The following is a 21,595-nucleotide window of genomic DNA, read 5'->3' as shown; positions in this document are numbered from 1 at the left end:
TTTATGACTAAAGAGGTTATATTATCTGTGACAGGATAACGCTCTTCTTTGCTACTGTGTAACGGTATAATTGGTGGTCACAAGACTGCCTATTAATACTCCGCTTTTATCATAAGCATTGAAGGATCTTATTCTTCCTAATGCTACTGTCTGAGGAATAGTGACTTCGATTTTTTGAGTAGATTCATTGAAATTTACCTCTGTAACGGTGTGTTCTACCCGTCCCAGATCAATTAGCTTGAATGAACCCACGCTGTTGCTGTAGTATTTTTTGAATGCACTTACACTATAATTAAGCAGCATTTTTTCGCCACGTTTGATATTGCGTGTAACCATATCATTGGTTACCAGTGCGGCGAATGCCGGAGGAGCTATTTTGAATGCTTCTGTTGTAACCGAGCGTATTCCTGAAACAATCTTAATCTTATACGTACCGACATTTGGTTCTGTTGGTACGACCACACTGATGCCATTTGCTTCTAATGTCTCTATGGTTAGTTTGGTTTCTTTATTGCTTTCGTCAATTAAAAAAGCAGTTGTTTTATCTTTATCTGTCAGTATATGCTGCGTACTCAATCCGATTGTTGGTGAAGATCCGATGTTGTATACCAAATCAGCAGACAGAGATAGGGTGGCGCTTATCATGGGCTGATTGACCTGTAGTTTTAAAGTATATGTTCTGGTCGTTCCGTCTTGCGCTTTCACAATATATTTGGCAGACTCATCTGTTTTAAGGCTTATAGCAGTTCCGGAAGCCGGACTGATACTGGCACGGTCAGATACGACAATAGTTGGTGTCAATGTAGTAGGTTCTTCCTGATAGGGTGGCCAATACAGGATGATTTCATTATTAACGATACTGGCTGATAGTGTTTTGCCATTGGCATCCTTTACTTCAAAGCTCTCGATCTCATTGTAGGGGAAGTCTACATATTCCTTGGAACATGAAGATAATAGCTGCGTAAAAAACGCAGAAAACAGGAGTAAAAAAGAATAGCGTTTTAATGTTTGGGTAATAAGTTGCATAGCGCCTACAAATAAAAGTGTATGCGGATGTGTGATTGAAAATGGACTGTCGGCACATCCACTTACCGACAATCCATTTTGGTTAAATTTTATAAGGTTTTGAATGCAATATTTGCATCAGCTTTAACCTGAAGACCTGCTCCTGAACCTGTTTGGCTTACATTTGTGAATTCGATTAATTTCACAGCGTAAGTAACTGTTCCTGCAGTGTTTCTTACTAAAATAGTACGTCCAGCGATAGCTTCGTTAGCGCGTGTTGTAGTATTGTATGTGTACCATCCGTATGGAGGAGTAGTAGCTGTTTCACGGCCAAGAGTAGTTACTGCAACTGCACTTGTTGAATTCCAGTCTGTTGCCACTACAGTGCTGTAGTCTTTATTGATAAATTTGATTGAGTATCCTTCTCCTGCAGAGATATTACCATTTACATGGCTACCCAAAACAATTTGATGCGGATCCAGATCATCCAGACTTTGTGCTCCTGTTCCGGATATATCTACATAGACATTTGGCCAGTTAGCAGCATTCATTGGTGACCACCATTGGCCATCAATAACATATAAAGAAGAGTTTGCCTGCGCTTTATTCAACTCTAAAGGAGTTACTTTTTCATTGTCTTTGTTACAAGATACGGTAAGTGTTGCCAAAGCAGCGATGGCTAAGGCCGTTTTGAAGAATGATTTTACTGTTGTCATTTTTTTGTGTTTTTAAAAATTATTAAATAGTTAAGATATATATGCCCAACGGGCTTGTGGATGCTATGTTGTAATGTTCAACCAGGCGCTTAAGGTCACTGACTTCCATCCTTCGAAGTCAAATCTGACGTTTACAACAGGTAAATTTCCTGATGGAAAATCTGTTGGGAAACCAACTTTTAGGGCTGTTCTGCTCCATGATTTGACAGGCAGAACATAATCTTTTCCATTGACAGTCGCAGTCACCTTTTGTAATCCCAGAAATACGGTATTGGATTGCGGAACAATTTCCCACTCATCTGTTTTCTTAAGGTCTATGGATGATTTAGGAAGGTAAACATCAGGTTGTACATAAGAGATTGTCAAAGGTTCTGCGATAAGTGACGTATGTCCCAGACTTTGGACTTCTACTTTGTACGTACCATTGGTAATGTCGGCAGGAATTCTGTCTATATATTCGGTACCGGTAAAACGTAAAAGATAAAGGTCTTTCTCTATAGTGGATAATGAAGCACTGTTAACCCCCATCGTATATCGCTTTTGATTTTCCTGATTGATCAGGGTTACTTTAACGAGTTTGGCGTTACTGTGTGCAAAATTTCCCAGGATAGCGGGCATAGTTTTTCCTGGTGATTGATTAAGAGAAAGTGGAGTCTGCCAGGATACAGCCAGTGAAGATGTACTTTGAAGAACTATTTGCAATGTATAAGTTCTGGAAATACCATTCGCAGCGGTGACTGTATATGTTGTTCCTGTAGCTTCTACCTGAATGGGAAGAATTTCTTCTTTTAGTTTGGCTCCGTTAGAAAGCTTAATCTCCGGATCAATTACAGAAAGACCGTAATAGAATGGAAGATATACCGTAATTGTATTTTTTTGATTATCAATAGCACCATAGATAACCTGATCATCGGTAAGATTAACTACTTTGTATTCCAGTATTTTATCTTCCGGTAGCGGTTCCAGCTCTTCTGTCTTCGTGCAGGAGCTGAGGGTCATCACTATGCAAAGCAGTGTGCATAGAAATGCATATAGTTTATTCATGTTATTGGTTCGTGTTTGTGTACTAAACATCTGGATTCGGATAAGATTAAGGTTATTATTATTTGATTTCAAATGTTTTACTACCTGCTTTTACCAATACATACTGGAAGGTAAAATAAGGGGTAGGGGAATCTTTATACCAATCTTTTGGATCTAACAAGTCTTTATAAATACTCTGTATCCTGACTTTAGCATAGTTCCCTTTCGCGGTGCGGACAATGATTGTGTGACCTTCTATCGGATAACATACATGGGCTTTACGGGGATCAGAACCACCTTTGATTGTACCTCCGAAATCATAAAGGTACCAGCCCAGACCTTCCCCAAATGCACCGGAATCATCTGTGCCGTACGATTTTTCTCCTGTACGGAAAAGATTGTCTGCCGGAACCTCGGTTACATCTTCGAATTTTTGTTTGACGATTAGAATTCCGCCTTTACCGGTTCCGCCTCGCAACGGTGTGTTGCAATTGAGGAAACTTCGGTATATATCATCAAATGAAAGGTCCCATCTGGCAGTCTGTTTGTAATCCGGATTGATTCCTTGTTTACTTTCCAGACTAAAATATATAGGAGATTGTTTTGTAGTTGGTTCACTTCCCTGTGGTAAGGCTTCTCCGAAGTTTTTGACTGTAATGAGTGTATTAAACATACTCTCTGCAGTGGGCGGCTCGGGTTCCGGATCAGGTTGTGGAGTATCACTCTTACTGCAGCCGATAAAGATAAAGCCTACCAGTATGGGCAGCAACACGGTCTTGTAGATCGTCATGATGCAAGAGTTGATGGTTGTACTTTTCATGTGTTAATAATAGTTGTTATTTTTATTTAAATTAATTCTAAATAATAATGCTAAGATAGAAGTATTTTTAATAGGTGATGCTATTAAAACTGCTATTTAGTATATGAAATTCGGTTTCTTATAAGATATTCGGATTTCATTTGGTTCTTTTTATTATCTGGTAGTCAGGTTTTTACTTCCGTCTTGCTGAACAAAATAACGAAATGTATAGTAGGGTGCCGGCCAGTTGAGGTTAGTGACTGCCGGAGGATTACCTTTATATGCATTAATGAGCTGAAGTTTAGCATATTTTCCATCAGGAAGGCGAACAATATACGTACGGTTGGGCAAAGCCTGCATGATATGGGTATCCAGACTGTAGCGAAACCAACCATAAGATCCCTGTGAGGATGCCCATCCGATTTTGTTTACTTCACTTTTGTTAAATGTTGCATCTTCGGGAGCTGCAGTTACATTTTCATAAGCCTGGTCAACCAGAACAACAGCTGTATTGGACGCCTGTCCTCCGAATCCCGGATTGTATTCGTAAGTGGCATTATTAACATATATTTCTGAATTGTATGGACCTGTAAATGCAAGGTCCCAATCTTTGAATTTAAGCCATTGAAGGGAGTCTGCCTTTGTTTTGATCCAGATCTGCCGTTTGTCACGAAATCTATAAAGGAAAGTATAGAAGTCTCTTTTCTCCTTGCCATCTACATTACCTGCCATTGAGGCCTCAGTATCTCCCGGCAAATCATAGATAACCGTACTTTTACCATCTTCTAATGAGGGGCGGGGATCATCTTCATTTTTGCTGCATGAACTGCTGCTGAGGATGAAAAGGACGCCTAACAATCCAAAGCCTATCTTTCTGAACCAGTGTAATGGGTACAATTCATTCATAATAAGATTTTTATCTTCCATTTGTATTTTGGGGTTTAGCATATTCAGATACTTCATCATAATTTGTATTATAGCGGTGTATGATTTGTGTTATTCTTTAAACCAGCGATAACCGACACCTCCCAGGATGACTCTTCCGGGTTGCCCCGGCATATACTGATGTGTAAAGTTTAATATATTGTCGCCTATGACCCGCAACGATAAGCGGTCGTTCCATAGTTTTTTCTCTATCGTGATATTAAGCAGGACATGTTCCGGTACAAAAGCGTCAAATTTGTCAATAAACTGATTGCCATTTATTTCCTGGAACGGGTATTTTCCACGAATATTAGCTCTTACATTCAGGCTCAGATCCAGTGGTCTGTACACATATAATGCTTTGAGATTGAGCATGTGGCGCGAACGGTCTTCGATTCCCCAGTAGCTCTTGGTTGTAACAGGCGTGGATTCTCCTGTCACCGGATTGTTGATCGTCTGATTGAAGGGCCATCTTCCTGCACGAATGCTGTCTAATACACTCAGATCTTTAGCGATCAGATACTGGTAGCCTGCAGAAAGCTCCAGATCAGTAAGCAATTGTGTTGTCAAAGTGAGTTCTACACCCTTGTTTACAGCTTTGGGGAGATTACGGTATGTATATATCTGACCAATAGTAGTGCCCGAGCCTACGAGGACATTGTTGATCTGATTGTTGATCCGATGATAGAACACCGATACTTCAGCTTTGAAACGTTTCTGAGGTTGCCATACTAAGCCTGTGTTTAGAGACATACTTTTCTCTGCCTGCAGATTGTTGGCAGTTTTATTGACTACATAGCTGTTTTTGTAGCTCAGTTCACCTGCATTTTCCATTGCCTGCAAGGTCTCTTTGAGTACATCTGTCCCTAAAACAAGGTAGTTGGCTGCAGGATTAAAGAAGGCCTGGTATCTCATTTTGTAATCCGGAGATTTGAAACCGGCACCGATTCCGGCTTTAAGGAGGAGGGTAGATGAAACGCTGTATTGTAAGCCAAAGCTGGGACTTGCTTTTCCGCCATATACATTTGTACGGTCATAGCGTATGCCAGCCAATGTATTGAGCTTATCTGAAGTTTTCCATTCTGCCTGTATATAACCGAAAGCGGTGTTGAGTGAACGTTCTTCACTCAGTTCCTTATTGTCCATAAGTTCAAGACTCCCGCCTAATCCTCCTGTCAGTTTGAGTGATGATAACGGCGAGTACGCAAATTGCTGCTCAACCCGGTGTACCTGTTGTCCGAATTTTTGCGCACTTATCAATGCACTTTGTTTTACCCATTCGGCATCCATCTGTGTTTCATAGCGGGTGTAGTAGTATCTGCTCATACTGCGGAGCCCGTTTTCAAACTGGTGATCATAACTTGCGGCTAAATTGAGATCCCGGTCTGTCTGGTTGTCTTTATTAACCAGATCATCAGACCAGTCATTGATCATCGTGGAATGCCGTTCAGCATATCTTGCCGTGAAGCCGACAGTTCCATTTTTGGTAAGACGATACCGCGTACGTCCCTGAAAACTGTAATTGGAATACGGAGGTAGCGTCGTACCATCCTTCATATAAGAGTTGCTGTTGAAACCATCTGTACGGTAATAGTTGCCTGATACAACTACGGATCCCCTTTGAGAAGCAAATGGTGCTTCTGCTTCGAGAGTAGCATCTACAATATGGAGACTGCCGTAGAGAACAGAGGCGTTTGCCTGAGGAGCTAATGCTCCGTGTCGGGTAATAATATTGATTGCTCCACCAAGAGCATCACTTCCATACAGACAGGAAGAAGCACCTTTAATGATTTCTATACGTTCAATATTAGTTACAGATATTCTGGAAAGATCAAAATTTCCGTTATTGCGACCCAACATAGGCTGTCCGTCGATCAGCACCATTACATAATTGCTGCTGAAGCCTTGCATTTGGACACCAACAGCACGGGATCCGCCTGATATATCATTAACAACAGCCACACCGGTCTGCTCTTTCATGACCTCATCCAGACGACGGCTTCCCATAAGCTCAATTTGTCTGCGTGTGATCACCGTCACCGGCATAGCTGCCTGTTCTGCACGGAGCAGATTATCCACGCTGGGTATTCGTTTTTCAATCTCAACTTCGCTTAAACTTGTTTCATCGGTTTCAACGATGAGTTTTAGTTGCTGCAGACTGCGTTTTTCAAGATTAAGCTCCTTTTCTAAAGGTTTATAGCCCACACATGATATCCGGATCTTGTACGTGCCCTCATATAATTCCGCAAAACTGAATCGTCCTTTTTCATCTGTCATTACTACTTTATTGTCTGGCAGCAGAGTTACAGTTGCATTAGGGATAAGCTGTCCGTCTGCATCTGCTATATAGCCGTTGATATGAAGCTTTTGCTGGCTGTAGACAAGCTGATGCATGACCGTAAAAAAAAGTATACAGATAATGTTTTTGATATAAAAAACGATTTGATTCACTATTTTTATTTTTAATCAATCTAAATAATATTGCAAAACAAATCATTGTCATCGAGAAAACCTGTATGAAATCTGCTAAATATTATATGTAAAGTGATATTTATTTGATGGGAAATGACTGATTTATTGATCTTAATTTTCAATGAATCAGATTGTTATGTTCTTATTGGGGACGAAAAGAGGAGATGTTTGTTAAATGTAAAATTTTTATTTAGACTAATTATTGATTGTTTTGTAAAGTAAACGGACACATTGTAATCAGAAACGAATGACTTTTATACATAAACTACTGAGTTGTTTTCTTTTTTTTATCTGTATATCTGCATCTGTATACGGGCTGCCTAAACGTATCATCACTTTAAGCAGTTCCTTGACAGAGACCGTATATGCTTTAGGGTATGGCAGCGCTATCGTAGCTACGGATGTGACAAGTGTATCTCCGGCTGCTGCAAGTGCATTGCCAAAGGTAAGTAAGAACCGCTCTGTAAGTGCTGAAGTCCTGATTGCTTATCAACCAGACCTGATCCTGGCACCTGAAGGTGATGTAGGTGCCGGAGTTATCCGTCAGTTAAAATCTGCCGGTATCCGTTTCGTAACGGTCAAACAGATTTATTCTGCAAAAGGTGCAGTAAGTTATGTACAGACTGTCGCCCAGGCATTAGGCGATAGTAATAAAGGGAAGACACTGGCGACCAAACTCAGTAAAGATATGGCCGAAGCACAGGCAGCAGCTCAGAAGAATCTGAAAGGGCGCAAGCCGAAAGTCTTGTTTGTATACGCAAGAGGTACCGGTACGATGAGTGTGGCGGGTAAGGGCAGCAGTCTCGATGCTATTATCGAATTGTCCGGTGGACGTAATGCCGTTCAGGAATTTACAGATTACAAACCTTATACAACAGAATCTCTGGTGAAAGCAAATCCGGATATTATTTTAATGTTTGATTTTGGGGTAAGCAGTCTTGGAGGCAGAGATGCGGTATTGAAGATGCCGGGCATGCGGGTGACTGAAGCCGGAAAGAATAAAAGAATTATCCAGATGAATGGTCCTTTGCTGATTAATTTCAGTACGAGACTGCCTGAAGCTGTAGCACAGTTGAATAAAGCTATTGTAGCTTCTTTGTAAAATACCGATGAAAGAAAAAATTATTATTATCAGCCTTCTTATTATTCTGCCAATTGCCATGATTGTCGCTATGGGAATGGGGGCATTTTACATTCCTGTACGGGATGTGCTGATATTGCTGGGGCAGAAGATTGGGTTAGCTTCTTCTGTTACCGTAGATAATATATATAGCGATGTTTTGTTTATAGTGCGCCTGCCGCGTGTTTTAATGGGTGTATTGGTAGGTGCGGCACTTGGGATTTCGGGAGCTGCTATTCAAGGCATCTTCCGTAACCCTCTTGCAGAACCCGGACTGATTGGTATATCTGCCGGAGCATCCTTATTTGCTGTGCTGATCATTGCATTTGAAACTGTACTTTTCGTTGGTCTGAGCGAATTAATTGGTTATTATCTCCTGGCTTTCGGAGCTTTTGTAGGAGCGGGTATTACTTCTCTACTGGTCTATCAGTTATCCCGAAAAAAGGGAAGACCCCGGGTCACAACGATGTTGCTTGCCGGGATAGCTATCAATGCTTTTGCAGGTGCACTGACAGGTCTTATTACATACATGGCGGATGAGCAGCAGCTTCGTACCATTACCTTTTGGATGTTGGGCAGTCTGGGGGGAGCTACCTGGGAAAATGTAGCCGCTATCACTCCATTTATACTGATTCCATTACTGATATTGCCTTTTTTTAGTAAAGCTTTGAATGCTTTTGCTTTAGGTGAATCCCAGGCGGATTTGCTGGGTATGCGGACTGACCGTGTCAAGAGATGGGTGGTACTCTTATCTACTATGGCAGTGGGAGCTTCTGTATCTGTATCCGGCATTATTGGCTTCGTAGGATTGTTAGTTCCACACACCGTACGTCTTATGGGAGGAGTGGAACATCGATACGTACTGTTGAGTTCCGCATTGTTTGGTGCATTGATACTGACAGTGGCAGACATTTTAGCCCGAGTACTGGCAGCCCCGGTGGAGTTGCCTATAGGTGTTATCACTGCATTATTAGGAACTCCGGTTTTCCTTTATATTTTATTGACTGAAGAATAGCAAAAACTAAAAGTATACAGCATGTTGCGTGTCGAAAAACTTACTTATGAACTAAAAGGCAGAAAGTTGCTCAAGGACGTCTCTTTTCAATTGAGAGAAGGGGAAGTATTAGCCTTGCTGGGTGCAAATGGCGCTGGGAAATCTACATTAATGCGTCTGCTTAGCGGCGATATTGAAGCTACAGAAGGCAGTATTCATCTGTACGGGAAACCACTGGGTAGTTATCATGTGACAGAACTGGCTAAACGAAGAGCAATGCTTTCTCAGCAAAATGCCATGAGTATGGCGTTTAAAGTGAAAGATATCGTTATCATGGGCAGGTATCCGCATTTTAAATCAAGTCCTGGAAAACATGATCTGGATATCGTGAATGAGGTGATGAAGATTTGTGGAGTAGAGTTGTTTGCAGACCGTTCTTACCTTAGTCTTTCGGGAGGGGAGCAACAGCGTGTGCAACTGGCTCGTGTACTTGCGCAGCTCTGGGATAATCCGGATAGCCTTTTACTTTTGGACGAGCCTGTTTCGGCATTAGACCTTCGTTATCAGCAGCAGGTGCTGGCTATTGCAAAAGCTTTGTCCAGAAAGGGATTTATGGTGGTAGTGGTGTTGCACGATGTGAATCTGGCCAGTATATATGCGGATCGTATTATTATGCTCAAAAACGGGCGGAAATGGTTTGATGGTACCCCGATAGAAGTGTTGGATAAACAAAGTTTGTATACTGTATTTTCGGTAGAAGCAGATGTGAATATACATCCCAAAACCCTGAAACCGCTGATAAGACTGGAAGAAATCGAAATGGATGCTTCTCATTTCAATAGTAAGCTCCCGGCACGTAAGATGGAAGAAGATTTAAGAGAACGCTATTTGCAGCTTCAGGACCTGCAGCCTAATGCATCTTTGCCGATACTCGCTAAGCAGCTCGAAATTTCTGAAATGGATTTACTATTTATTGTGTATCCCAATCAGGTGGCTATTCTTAATAAAGATAATACGGGCTTGCTCAAAGGGTTGACTGGATTGGGAATTATCAATTCATCGGTAGGGAATGAAATAGTACAGATGGATATTCGTTGCTTGCTGGAAGATCCTGAACTGGAGGAAGGATATTTTATATTTCGGGATAGTGCGTATGAAATACAGATCGAACTCTCAAAATGTAAAACGGTTCTTGCGGTAGCGCATCAATGGGAAAAGAGCCTCCGATTTTATGATGAAAATGGTCACCTGGTATTTATGGTAACATTGGGAGATAACCCCGACAATCAGCAAGCGTTTGTGGATTTGCTGAGTTCTTATAAAGCTACCGAACAGAAACTCCCGGTAATAGAAAAATCATGCGAACGTTTGTCGGTCAAGCAGGAAACGGTGTCTTATGATCGTATCACTAAAAAGGATTTTGCTTTCTTCAAAAGGATACTGGCAAGATGTGCTGCGGAGCAGCTCCCTGTTTCTTTTTTTATTCGAAATAATGTTTGTCGTCAACACTATAAAGGTTGTATTCAAAATCTGGTGGATCAGGGGTGTCGATATATGATACTGGATAAAAAACTTGTTCTTACGATCGATAATATACAATCCAGCCACATATGGTTAAGTAAGGTGGCAAATGATACAGAGTTGATTTCCATAGATGTATGTGACAACCATCAGAATATTATGATTTCCGTGCAGGTAGATAAAAGTGTAATTCCGGCGGATAATTCACAGGAATGGTCATCTATTTTAAATACATGAGTTAACTGATACCCATTTATAAAACAATTACTTATGAGCAATCTATTATCTTCCACTCCGGTAAAAGTACAGCAAATGTTGGAATCCTATTATGCAGAACAACAGTTACAACATTCCAAGAAAAGACAGTATATTTTGGAAAATATATTGTTACAGCGTGACTGGATTGATGCTGTAGATCTGTGGATCAGTATGCAACGTCATGTAAGTATCAGTTGTATATATCAAACCTTAAAACTATTAGTAAAAGCAGGGATTGTAGAACAGCGCACAGGAGAGGATCGTAAAACTCATTACCGGGCTTTGTTACAGATGAGCAGGCAGGCATAAACCTGAAACTTTTTATTGCGCATTCTATTTAGAAAGATTTTAAATAGCTGATATTTCCTGAAAAAATCCTGTATCTTTAGCCCTAACGTAATCCTTTTTCATCTGTATGTTGATCAAAAGTAAAATAGAAGAATTAGATGAATGGCTTTTTATAGAAGAAATTCCTGATCTGTATATTCCGGATAAACCGTTGGTCGAAAAGCGGGTAGAAATCAAACGGGATCCGATTACGATGACCAATTTTCAGTTATCCACGAGCGGCCTCTTTATTTTACATACCAATATGCGCTTTGATCAACCTGTACATATCTACACAGAGGTGGAAGGAGAGGCTATTACCAGTCAGTTTATCTTTTACAAATCTATTGACAGTAAATCGCAGTATGGGATGAGCAGACATAATATCCGTTATATTCCTACCGTCAAGTCCAGTCATGAAGTAAAGACAGGAGTGGATTACAGTTACTTTATTGCTGTGATATCTAAAGAATATTATCTCAACCTGATCAAACGGGATTCTTTAATTCACAGAGATTTTGTAAAGAATATAGAAAAGGGGCATTATACTTCTTTTGCGGAGGAGGATCTGATGGCTACATATGAGATGCAGCATACTATAGATGAACTTCTCACTTCCAAGAAAACGGGAGAGATCCGCAGACTGCATACCGAATCCCGCATCGTGGAATTGCTGATGTACCAATTTGAACAATATAATGAGCAGGGGACACCCAATAATGAACTTTTCAATGAAGATGATATATATCGTCTGGAAATGGCACGTCAGATACTGGAACAACGTATTGCAAATCCCCCCACGCAAAAAGAGCTGGCTTCTGAAGTGATGATGAGTGAAAGTAAGTTGCGGAAAGATTTTAAAGAGTATTTTTCTGTTACCATCCACGATTACCTGACACGCGTACGTATGGAAAAAGCGAGGATCTTACTGCTTGCCAAACAAATGACGGTATATGAAGTCGCATTGCTTACAGGATTTGGTCATCAGAATAATTTTAGCAGTGCATTTAAAAAATACTACGGAATATCTCCGGGAGAGTTAAAAACATAAATATACACTGTAATTTAGAGTATACTCATTGCCGATATAAAAATAAAGTCCCCAAAATATTTTGGGGACTTTACTATATAATGGATGCCTTATTCAGCAGTCCATCCACCACCTAAAGCTCTGTAAAGATCTACTATGGCTGCCAGTTCAGCTTTTTTGAGCTGGGCAAGTTCAAGTTCACTCTGTAATACATTGCTTTGCGCTGTAATGACTTCCAGATAGGTTGCCATACCTGTTTCAAACAGAAGATCAGCATGTCCGATAGCGTTTCTCAATCTGATGGTTCGGTCAGAAGCAATTACTTCCTTTTCTTTGAGCTTACGTATAGAGACCATCGCATCCGATACTTCTCCTACAGCGGTAATAACAGACTGTTTAAATCTGATAACACTTTTTTCCTGTTCAACACGTGATACTTCATATTGTGTACGTAATTGTTTGCGTTGCAATATAGGCTGTGTGATGCTGCCCGCCACAGATCCGAAAAGAGAAGCCGGCAGATTAAACCAATTGCTGGATTTGAATGCATTGACTCCTGCATCGGCACTTATTACCAGTGAAGGATACATACTTGCTTTTGCAGCTTGCTGATTCGCCTGAGCTGCTGCTATAGCTAGTTCTGCGCTTTTTACATCTGGTCTGCGGCTCAGCATCGTTGCTGGAATACCGACCTGCAGATGCTCAGGGAGTGTAATGGTATTCAATGTTGCTGTCGTCGCAATGGCGTGTGGCAACTGACCACTAAGTACGCTGATGGCATTTTCCTGGATCTGTACCTGTTGTTCAAAATCCGGAATAAGAGCTGCAGCAGCCAGACGCTGCGCCGCTACCTGTTCTACAGCTAATGAACTGATATCACCGACTTCATATTGATATTGAACAATACGTAAAGTACTATCACTCAGACGGAGATTTTTTTTCGCAATATCCTGCAATTGATAGAGCATTAACAATTGATAATATCCCTGTGCAACCTGAGAAACCAGCTGTGTCTGCACTACTTTACGGGCTTCTTCGGTCTGGAGATAAGATGCAAGTGCTGCGGCTTTTTGATTTTTGATCTTGCCCCAGATATCAGCCTCCCATGACAGCGACAGAGCAGCTGTATAATCTTCCACATGATTGGTGCCCAGGAACTGATTAAGGCTAAGCCCATTCATACTGTTGTTAGACGGGTTTGTACTGGTTGCATTGACTCGCAGCTGAAGATTCGGCAGATTTGCTGCTTTAGCCTGACTTAACATCAGTCTGGAAGCTTCAATATTTTTTACTGCAAGTTGCATATCCATATTCTGGCGGATGGCCGAATCTATTAATTGTTGCAGCATCGCATCCTTAAAAAATTCCCTCCACGGAATGGAACCTATGGTATTTGTATCTGTCTTGAGCGCATCGCTATCCCGATAATTATCGGGAAGCGTGACCGGTACATGCGTAGCTAACCGCTCTGTCTTACATCCAAAGAGAATGAGAGAAATCAGAAAGAGACTTGCGCTATAGAATTTAATGTTCATATAAATAATGTATATATAGTTGGACGTTAAGATTGAGAAGGATCGACCATCTGTAGTTCATGTCCTGTCAAAGCTGTAACTGCTGATCCGTTTTTCTTTTTAAAGTTTGGCTTTGATACTTTTTCCTGTAAGCTTTGAAAAATAATAAACAATACAGGTATGATAAATAGACCAAGCACTACTCCGGAAAACATACCTCCTGCAGCAGCAATACTGATGGAATGATTTCCCTGTGCGGAAGGTCCTGTAGCACCCATCATCGGAATCATACCTACAATAAAGGCTAAAGATGTCATGATAATAGGACGAAGACGGAGTTTCGCTGCCTCTAATGCAGATGCTGCGATAGAAAGACCTGTCCTACGCCTTTGAATGGCAAATTCTACAATCAGAATGGCATTCTTGGCCAGAAGTCCGATCAGCATGACAAGGGCAACCTGTACATAGATATTATTTGAAATACCAGTCATGCCGATAGCTGCGAATACACCAAATATTCCGGTAGGAATAGAAAGGATTACGGCTAAAGGAATAATATAACTTTCGTATTGAGCGGCCAGCAGAAAGTATACAAAGACCAGACACAGAATAAAGATCACTGTAGACTGACCTCCTGATGTGATTTCTTCTTTGGTCATACCCGAGAACTCATAGGTAAATCCGGAAGGCAGGTGCTGAGCCGCAACTTCTTCCACTGCACGGATAGCATCTCCTGAACTGAAGCCCGGATTTGGAATCGCATTGATACCGATAGAGTTAAACAGATTATAACGGGAAGCGGTCTCCGGACCATATACGCGGTTGAGCCTTACGAGGGTATTGATCGGAACCATCTCCCCAAATTTATTCTTCACATAAATACCGTCCATAGCCGAAGGCTCAGAACGTTCTGTCTTATCTGCCTGTAGCATAACACGGTAATACTTACCAAACCTGTTGAAATCTGATGCCTGTGCACTACCAAAGTACGACTGCATCGTCTGCAGAATATCTCTTGTGCTTACACTTAACTGTTCAGCTTTTACATCATCAACTTCCAGTTCGTATTGCGGATAATCTGCCCTGAATGTGGTAAAAGCCATCATGACCTCCGGACGTTGCATCAGCTCACCGATGAATTTCTGACCTACAGTACTGAATTTACCGAGTTCACCTCCGGTACGATCCTGCAATACCATATCCAGTCCGTCAACGTTACTGAATCCCGGAACAGTAGGAAAGGTGAAGACAAAGAAATTCGCGCCTTTAATTCCGGCCAGCTTTTGATTAACATCACCCATTATGGCATTGATATCTTTGATATCTCCACGTTGATCATGTGGTTTGAGCAGAATAAAGGCCACTCCGGCAGAAGGACTTGTCGATTGTGTCAGGATATTGAATCCGGAAAGTACATTGAGAGTCTTTGTGAACGGTGCATGTTGAAGTTGTTTTTCGGCTTCTTTTAAAGCCTCATTTGTACGATCTAATGAAGCACCTGCTGGCATAGAAAGAGATATAGCAATAAAACCCTGATCTTCAGAAGGAATAAATCCGGTAGGCGTTTTACGTACCATCTGTACAGTCAGCAACAGTACAATAGCTAATCCTGTAAGGCCGACCCATTTGTATTTGACCAGAAATCTAAGACTGCCGACATAGTTTTTGGTGAGGCGGTCAAAACCTACGTTAAAACCAGCAAAAAACTTCTCTTTGAAGGATGTTTTCGGAGCCGGATGTTCCGAGTGCTGTGGTGCTTTCAGAAATAATGCACATAATGCAGGACTCAATGTCAGGGCATTTACGGCAGAAATAACAATGGCAATAGCCAGTGTAAAAGCAAACTGCCTGTAAAATACACCTGTAGATCCTTCCATAAAACCAATGGGCAGGAATACGGCAGACATGACCAGCGTGATAGAGATAATGGCTCCGGTGATTTCACTCATGGCTGAAGTTGTGGCCAGTTTTGGTGGAAGGTGCGTATGTTCCATCTTCGCATGCACAGCCTCCACCACGACTATAGCATCATCCACTACGATACCGATAGCGAGGATCAATGCAAACAGGGTAAGCAGATTGATAGAGAAACCGAATAGCTGCATAAAGAAGAATGTTCCGATAATCGCTACCGGCACGGCAATAGCTGGAATAAGGGTGGATCTGAAGTCCTGAAGGAAAAGAAATACCACCAGAAAGACTAGTAAAAAAGCCTCTATAAGGGTATGCTGAACCTGACTGATGGATTGATCCAAAGCATCTTTGGTATTGTAAAGCACTAAGTATTTTACACCTTTTGGAAAGTCTTTTTCAGCCTTTTCCATTAATTGCTGTATAGCGATCTGGATCTCATTGGCATTAGAACCTGCCAACTGCATAATTCCGATATTGATACCAGCTTTTTCATTAATACGGGTATTACTACCGTAGGTATATGCACCTAATTCTATACGGGCAACATCTTTGAGTCTAAGTATAGAACCGTCTGCATTGGATCGGATAATAATATTTTCATAATCCGCAGGTTGGTTTAATTTACCTTTGTATTTGATGACAAATTCAAATGCTTCGCGGCTGCTTTCTCCAAATTTACCCGGAGCAGCTTCTACGTTTTTGTCCTGAATGGCACTCATGACTTCCGAAGGTGTCAGTTTGTAACTGGCCATTTGTTTCGGGTTCAGCCATACACGCATAGAATAATCTTTACTACCACCGAAGATCAGGGCTTGTCCCACACCGGATATACGCTTTAATTCAGGAATAATGTTAATCTGTGCATAGTTATTCAGAAATGTCTGATCATAACGGCTCTCATCTTCTGTGTAAAGATCGAGTACCATAATCAGACTGTTCTGTTGCTTAGCTGTAGTAATACCGGCCTGTACAACCTCACTTGGCAACTGGCTGGTCGCCTGTGCAACTCTGTTCTGCACGTTCACAGCGGCCTGGTCAGGATCTGTTCCTAACTTAAAGTAAACTGTGATCATCAGTGAACCGTCATTACTTGCTGTAGAGCTCATATAGCTCATGTTTTCCACCCCGTTGATGGATTCTTCAAGAGAAGGTGCTACAGCACGCAGTACAGTCTCTGCATTGGCACCCGGATACAGTGCCGTAACCTGTACAGCCGGAGGAGCGATATCCGGAAACTGTTGAAGGGGCAAGCGAAGCATTCCCATTACGCCAAGGATTACGAGCAGGATGGAGATTACCGTCGCCAGTACAGGTCTTTCTATAAATTTTTTAAGCATAGTCTTTTGTGTATTTCAAAATATTATTTGTTGTCATCAACTTTTTCGGTCTGTGGAGCAATGACCTGTCCTTCCTGTAGCATGTCTATTCCTTTAACTACAATTCGGTCACCTTCTTTTAATCCATCTTTTACCAGGTAATTAGTGCCGGTTTTGCCCAGTACCTGAATAGGTTGTTGCATTACTTTGTTATCCTTGCCAACCGTATACACAAAGATCTTGTCCTGCATTTCAAGGGTAGCTGCAGCAGGAACCAATAAAGCCTGATCGATTGATTTACTCAATCTGATACGACCTGTATTCCCACTTCTCAACAATCCGTCCGGATTAGGAAAAGTAGCACGCAAGGTAATCGAACCTGTATTTTTATCGAATTGACCGTCTACCATATCTATTTTTCCGGTATGTTCGTAATTCTGCTGATCAGAAAGTACAAGCGTGACAGGAGGGAGGTGCTTTATTTTCTCCTCTATAGACTTTCCTTTTGCATTATTCTTGAACTGAACGAAATCATTTTCACTAAGGGAAAAGTATACATGCAGATCTCTTATATCTGACAATCCTGTTAAAGCCTGTGCATCCATTGGTGTAATCAGGCTTCCCTGTTTCTTCTGAAGGCGTCCGATATAGCCATCAGAAGAAGCCCGGATTAGGGTATATCCTACATTGATTTTTGCTGCTTCTATAGCAGATTTAGCCTGTTGTACACTTGCTTTTGCTGCGTTTCGCGCACTTACAGCAGTTTGTAGCTGAAAGTCTGTCAGAACTTTGTTGTTGACCAGACGATTCTTTTTCTCCACTTCCAGCTCCGCATTTTCCAGTGAAGCCTGAGCTACCTGCAGATTGGCTTTTGCCTGATTCAACTGCTCCTGATACGGCCTGTCGTTGATCTTAAACAGTAATTGACCTTTTGATACTTTTTGCCCCTCGTCTACATAGATATGATCCAGAATGCCTTCGATCTGAGGACGTATTTCGACATTGGCCAGTGCTTCTATAGATGCAGGATATTCCTGATATGTAGTTTCATCTGCCATCTGGATTGCCATTACCGGTAAAGCGGCAGGAGGAGGTGTTGCATCTGCTGGTTTACTGGTTCCGGTAGAGCAACTATATAAGAGTGCTCCTGAGACATAAAATGCTATTTTAACACTATTAAAAGGTTTAACACTGTTAAATGATAAGCGATAGATCTCTAAAAGATTAGTAAATAGTGATTTTTTCATTATTAAATTAAGATTGTATGATGGATGCTAAATTATGCTCTGTTATATATGTTTAACATAATTAAATATGCTAACACTGTTAATTGAATTGTAAAAATAAAACTGCCATTTTAAGACAGGATGGATATGTATTTTTAAGTTAATTATATATTTAACACTGTTAAATTACCTAACAACGTATTTGTTGAGGGCAAAAAAAATTAATCTTTCAGCGATCGTGTGATACCATAAATAGCATCGCGTAATACCTGCTGATTGGTGGTGTCGCCATTTCCCTGATTAACCAGATTAATGGATATTAGTCCGTGAATAACGGACCAGAAAGTAAAGTACTTCCGGCATATCAATTCTTCTGAAGGCTCCTGATCTTTCATGATCTCACGAATGACATCGCTTATTATCTTACCATGCGATTCCACACAAAGGAAGGATTTTTCAAATCCGCAACATTGGGTACCTACACCAAACATCAGTTGGTATAGTTCCTTTTCTTCGAAAGCAAAGTTCCAGTAGGTAAACCACATAGCTTCTAACTGTTTTTCCAGTTCTGCTTCCTGTAGTTTAGCCTCTTTAACGCGTATAGACAACATGATATATCCCTGATTAGCCAGTTCGATAAGGATGGCTTCTTTATTCGCAAAATACTCGTAGATCATGGGAGCAGTATATTCGATGATATCCGCTATTTTCCGCATACTCAACGCATGCCAGCCCTCTTCCTTCACAATTTGAAGAGAGGCGTCCAGAATTTTACTTCTGTTTTCATCTTTGAGGCGTTGAATACGTTCTTTGCTACCCATTTTTAACTACATCAAGTTATTTAACATCGTTAAATGAATTGCAAACATCGAAAAAAAAATCATACAAATTGACATGATATTGTCATTAAGTAAATGATCCGAAGGGAGATTATAAAGGTTATGAATATAAAAATATTCTTTAAATGGGGTTGAAGACTATTTACATACCGGGAATCAGTACGCATTCCCGGTATGTAAAAAATTATTAAAGATCAAGATCCTGCTGTAACCGTACATCATCAGATGCCGATCCTATACGGATCTTAAAGCTGCTGCCTGGCTCTAATACTTTTTTCATCTGTGCATTGATAATGGACAGATCGTCCTCTGTCAGTATAAACGAAACCGTTTTGGACTCACCTGTTTTTAGATGTACACGTTCAAAATGTTTTAATTGCTGTACTGGTTGTGATACGGATGCATACTGATTACGAATATACAATTGAGGCACTTCATCACCATCATATTTTCCTGTATTGCTCAATACAAATGACACCCGGTAATCCTTGTTGTCTTTTTGTATTTTAAGGTCTTTATATTCAAAGGCAGAGTAGCTTTTGCCGTATCCGAATGCATAAAGCGGGGTTGCGGCTTCCTCTACATAGCGATGATCCAAGGGGCTTTTGCGATTGTAATGAATGGGTATCTGCCCCACACTCCGCGGAACGGACAGTGGCATTTTTCCAGCAGGATTATAATCGCCGAAAAGTATATCGGCAATTGCATGACCACCTTCCTGTCCAGGATACCAGGCACATAAAAGAGCATCAGCCTGCGTTGCAGCCCAATTCATATTCAACGGACGGCCCTGTATGTAGATGACAATAATGGGTTTGCCTGTTTGCTTTAAAGCCTTTAACAATTCCATCTGTCTGCCGAGAAGATCAAGAGTGGAACGGTCAAATCCTTCTCCGCTTTCCATATCGCTTACATTTTTATCTGAGGCTACTGCAGCACCTGTGGATATATATTCAGTCTTGAAATCGCGGGCACTGGAGCCTCCCACAACAGCCACAATGACATCTGATTGCTGTGCAACTGCAACTGCAGCAGCAATATCACTGTTAGTCGTATCTCGTATAGCACATCCCTTCGCATAGGATACCTGTGCTTTAGGAAGTCTTGCCGATATAGCCTGACGGACAGTAGTTACAGCCCCATCGGGTTGTGGAGCAGTATAATCGCCCAACATATTATATACATTGTCAGCATTAGGGCCTACGATAGCAACCTTGACATCTTTACGAAGTGGAAGAATATTATTTTTATTCTCCAGTAATACAATAGATTCTCTGGCTACCTGTCTTGATAAGGCAATATTTGCTTCGGTTTTGACTTCTTTTTTTGCTGTTTTCGCTTCTACAAATGGCTTTTCAAAAAGTCCCATTTCAAATTTTAATGCCAATACTCTGCTTACAGCCTGATTAATACTGTTTTCCTGAATTTCTCCATTTTTGACAGCCTCGATCAGTTTGAAATAAGCATTGCCTCCGAGATCCGTATCAAGACCTGCTTCTATGGCCAATATAGCGGCCTGTTTGTGATCTTTGGCTACACGGTGACTTCCCTTTATACCTTCGATACTGCCCAGATCGGAAACTGTAAATCCGTTAAAATTCCATTCCTGACGAAGGATATCCGTCAGCAAAAATTTGTTAGAAGAGCAGGGGATACCATCTACAGAATTGTAGGCAGCCATTACAGATTTTGCTCCTGCGGCTACAGCTGACTGAAACGGGGGTAGAAAGTATTCTCTGAGTTCACGTTCGCCTACGCTGGCTGCACTTCCGTTATGTCCGCCTTCAGGAATACCGTAAGCAACAAAATGCTTCAGCGTAGGAATAGTAGCAAACGGATCGGCAAGTTTACCTGACCCTAATCCTTTGACTATAGCTGCAGCCAGCGTACCGGTCAGCACAGGATCTTCGCCATAGCTTTCTTCTACACGTGACCAGCGGGGATCGCGGGATAAATCTAAAACAGGACCATAGCTGATATGAGCCCCTTGCTGCCTGACTTCTTTTGCAACTGTAGCAGACATTTTTTGTAATAAAGCCGGATTCCAGGTAGAGGCCTGACCGATACCTGTCGGAAATACGGTCGTACCAATGGCCATATGGCCATGTGGAGCTTCTTCAGCAAGAAAGACAGGAATACCAAGACGCGTATTCTCTATGACATACTTTTGTAAAGCGTTTGCAGCTTCAGCAGAAAGTTGCGGATCAAGGCCGTTAGCAATTGTCTTTTGCGTCCAGGGATCAGCTCTGAAGGTAGCCCATAACATTCCGATATGTTTACTGGCTACGATATCTTTGAATTTTTGTGATACAGTCGCTGTATTTCCTTTTCGTTCATACATTTCCCAGCCAAGCGGGCAAAGTAACTGACCTACTTTTTCTTCAAGCGTCATACGCTGAATCAAATCCCGGGTTCTTATCTCAACGGATTGGGATGCGTCTTTGTAAACAGGTTTTTGGGCAGCTAATGGTAAAGGGACGGATAGCAATAAAGCGTAAATAGCAACAGATAGTTTCCTCATGAATTAGTAGTAATGTAAGTTTGGTTTAATTTGTTTGTAATAAGTGATTTATGTTTTCTCTTGTTTAGTTTTTGTG

Annotated in this window: 16 protein-coding genes; 5 read left to right on the top strand and 11 right to left on the bottom strand. The window is 41.3% G+C overall.

The genetic code is table 11. From position 1 onward, the window contains the following. Positions 1–51 precede the first annotated feature (51 nt). The 6 genes from I6J02_RS19185 to I6J02_RS19160 form a co-directional block, all read right to left on the bottom strand. Complete coding sequence (locus I6J02_RS19185; RefSeq protein WP_201679380.1) at positions 52–1,026, bottom strand: hypothetical protein; 975 nt, start codon at positions 1,024–1,026, stop codon at positions 52–54. An 89-nt stretch (positions 1,027–1,115) separates the two neighbouring features. Next, complete coding sequence (locus I6J02_RS19180) at positions 1,116–1,721, bottom strand: hypothetical protein (RefSeq protein WP_201679379.1); 606 nt, start codon at positions 1,719–1,721, stop codon at positions 1,116–1,118. A gap of 63 nt (positions 1,722–1,784) precedes the next feature. Next, positions 1,785–2,765 carry a DUF5018 domain-containing protein gene (locus tag I6J02_RS19175; protein ID WP_236582174.1) on the bottom strand — a complete coding sequence of 327 codons (981 nt, stop codon included), beginning with the start codon at positions 2,763–2,765 and terminating at the stop codon, positions 1,785–1,787. Between the two features lie 58 nt (positions 2,766–2,823). Then, positions 2,824–3,564, bottom strand: coding sequence for an HmuY family protein (locus I6J02_RS19170; protein WP_236582173.1), 741 nt, complete (start codon positions 3,562–3,564; stop codon positions 2,824–2,826). A gap of 153 nt (positions 3,565–3,717) precedes the next feature. After that, positions 3,718–4,509, bottom strand: a complete 792-nt coding sequence (locus I6J02_RS19165; protein WP_201679377.1) for an HmuY family protein — start codon at positions 4,507–4,509, stop codon at positions 3,718–3,720. Positions 4,510–4,539: 30 nt separating this feature from the next. Further along, positions 4,540–6,918 carry a TonB-dependent receptor gene (locus I6J02_RS19160; RefSeq protein WP_317191825.1) on the bottom strand — a complete coding sequence of 793 codons (2,379 nt, stop codon included), beginning with the start codon at positions 6,916–6,918 and terminating at the stop codon, positions 4,540–4,542. Positions 6,919–7,186: 268 nt separating this feature from the next. Here I6J02_RS19160 and I6J02_RS19155 point away from each other — a divergent pair, with 268 nt between their 5' ends. From I6J02_RS19155 to I6J02_RS19135, 5 genes are all read left to right on the top strand, one after another. Continuing rightward, positions 7,187–8,041, top strand: coding sequence for a hemin ABC transporter substrate-binding protein (locus I6J02_RS19155; RefSeq protein WP_201679376.1), 855 nt, complete (start codon positions 7,187–7,189; stop codon positions 8,039–8,041). Positions 8,042–8,048: 7 nt separating this feature from the next. Beyond that, a complete protein-coding gene (locus I6J02_RS19150) occupies positions 8,049–9,074 on the top strand; it encodes a FecCD family ABC transporter permease (protein WP_201679375.1) in 1,026 nt (341 codons plus the stop codon). A gap of 21 nt (positions 9,075–9,095) precedes the next feature. Then, complete coding sequence (locus tag I6J02_RS19145; RefSeq protein ID WP_201679374.1) at positions 9,096–10,811, top strand: heme ABC transporter ATP-binding protein; 1,716 nt, start codon at positions 9,096–9,098, stop codon at positions 10,809–10,811. 33 nt (positions 10,812–10,844) lie between these two features. Next, the gene (locus I6J02_RS19140; protein ID WP_201679373.1) at positions 10,845–11,141 is read left to right on the top strand and encodes a transcriptional repressor; all 297 of its coding nucleotides are present in this window, start codon (positions 10,845–10,847) and stop codon (positions 11,139–11,141) included. A 106-nt stretch (positions 11,142–11,247) separates the two neighbouring features. Beyond that, complete coding sequence (locus I6J02_RS19135) at positions 11,248–12,210, top strand: helix-turn-helix transcriptional regulator (protein WP_201679372.1); 963 nt, start codon at positions 11,248–11,250, stop codon at positions 12,208–12,210. A gap of 89 nt (positions 12,211–12,299) precedes the next feature. On the opposite strand, the gene I6J02_RS19130 is transcribed toward I6J02_RS19135, so the two are convergent. The 5 genes from I6J02_RS19130 to I6J02_RS19110 form a co-directional block, all read right to left on the bottom strand. Then, positions 12,300–13,724 (bottom strand): efflux transporter outer membrane subunit, encoded by a 1,425-nt coding sequence (locus tag I6J02_RS19130; RefSeq protein WP_201679371.1) that lies wholly within the window; start codon positions 13,722–13,724, stop codon positions 12,300–12,302. Positions 13,725–13,750: 26 nt separating this feature from the next. Next, a complete protein-coding gene (locus I6J02_RS19125) occupies positions 13,751–16,954 on the bottom strand; it encodes an efflux RND transporter permease subunit (RefSeq protein ID WP_201679370.1) in 3,204 nt (1,067 codons plus the stop codon). Positions 16,955–16,977: 23 nt separating this feature from the next. Beyond that, positions 16,978–18,180: an efflux RND transporter periplasmic adaptor subunit gene (locus I6J02_RS19120; protein WP_201679369.1), complete on the bottom strand. Its 1,203-nt coding sequence runs from the start codon at positions 18,178–18,180 to the stop codon at positions 16,978–16,980. Positions 18,181–18,380: 200 nt separating this feature from the next. Next, complete coding sequence (locus I6J02_RS19115) at positions 18,381–18,980, bottom strand: TetR/AcrR family transcriptional regulator (RefSeq protein WP_201679368.1); 600 nt, start codon at positions 18,978–18,980, stop codon at positions 18,381–18,383. 205 nt (positions 18,981–19,185) lie between these two features. Then, positions 19,186–21,519 (bottom strand): glycoside hydrolase family 3 N-terminal domain-containing protein, encoded by a 2,334-nt coding sequence (locus I6J02_RS19110; protein ID WP_201679367.1) that lies wholly within the window; start codon positions 21,517–21,519, stop codon positions 19,186–19,188. Positions 21,520–21,595: the final 76 nt, after the last annotated feature.

This window comes from Sphingobacterium spiritivorum (assembly GCF_016725325.1).
In the GTDB taxonomy this organism is placed as follows: Bacteria; Bacteroidota; Bacteroidia; order Sphingobacteriales; family Sphingobacteriaceae; genus Sphingobacterium.
The sequence above is the reverse complement of the archived record's forward strand: the minus strand, read 5'-3'. Positions and strand labels throughout refer to the sequence as shown.

What these genes read in the sequence shown, in the direction of transcription:
- I6J02_RS19150 (WP_201679375.1), top strand. Translation starts at nt 8,049, where the DNA reads ATGAAAGAAAAAATTATTATTATCAGCCTTCTTATTATTCTGCCAATT.
- I6J02_RS19175 (WP_236582174.1), bottom strand. Translation starts at nt 2,765, where the DNA reads ATGAATAAACTATATGCATTTCTATGCACACTGCTTTGCATAGTGATG.
- I6J02_RS19185 (WP_201679380.1), bottom strand. Translation starts at nt 1,026, where the DNA reads ATGCAACTTATTACCCAAACATTAAAACGCTATTCTTTTTTACTCCTG.
- I6J02_RS19120 (WP_201679369.1), bottom strand. Translation starts at nt 18,180, where the DNA reads ATGAAAAAATCACTATTTACTAATCTTTTAGAGATCTATCGCTTATCA.
- I6J02_RS19115 (WP_201679368.1), bottom strand. Translation starts at nt 18,980, where the DNA reads ATGGGTAGCAAAGAACGTATTCAACGCCTCAAAGATGAAAACAGAAGT.
- I6J02_RS19180 (WP_201679379.1), bottom strand. Translation starts at nt 1,721, where the DNA reads ATGACAACAGTAAAATCATTCTTCAAAACGGCCTTAGCCATCGCTGCT.
- I6J02_RS19165 (WP_201679377.1), bottom strand. Translation starts at nt 4,509, where the DNA reads ATGATGAAGTATCTGAATATGCTAAACCCCAAAATACAAATGGAAGAT.
- I6J02_RS19170 (WP_236582173.1), bottom strand. Translation starts at nt 3,564, where the DNA reads ATGAAAAGTACAACCATCAACTCTTGCATCATGACGATCTACAAGACC.
- I6J02_RS19110 (WP_201679367.1), bottom strand. Translation starts at nt 21,519, where the DNA reads ATGAGGAAACTATCTGTTGCTATTTACGCTTTATTGCTATCCGTCCCT.
- I6J02_RS19130 (WP_201679371.1), bottom strand. Translation starts at nt 13,724, where the DNA reads ATGAACATTAAATTCTATAGCGCAAGTCTCTTTCTGATTTCTCTCATT.
- I6J02_RS19135 (WP_201679372.1), top strand. Translation starts at nt 11,248, where the DNA reads ATGTTGATCAAAAGTAAAATAGAAGAATTAGATGAATGGCTTTTTATA.
- I6J02_RS19145 (WP_201679374.1), top strand. Translation starts at nt 9,096, where the DNA reads ATGTTGCGTGTCGAAAAACTTACTTATGAACTAAAAGGCAGAAAGTTG.
- I6J02_RS19125 (WP_201679370.1), bottom strand. Translation starts at nt 16,954, where the DNA reads ATGCTTAAAAAATTTATAGAAAGACCTGTACTGGCGACGGTAATCTCC.
- I6J02_RS19155 (WP_201679376.1), top strand. Translation starts at nt 7,187, where the DNA reads ATGACTTTTATACATAAACTACTGAGTTGTTTTCTTTTTTTTATCTGT.
- I6J02_RS19140 (WP_201679373.1), top strand. Translation starts at nt 10,845, where the DNA reads ATGAGCAATCTATTATCTTCCACTCCGGTAAAAGTACAGCAAATGTTG.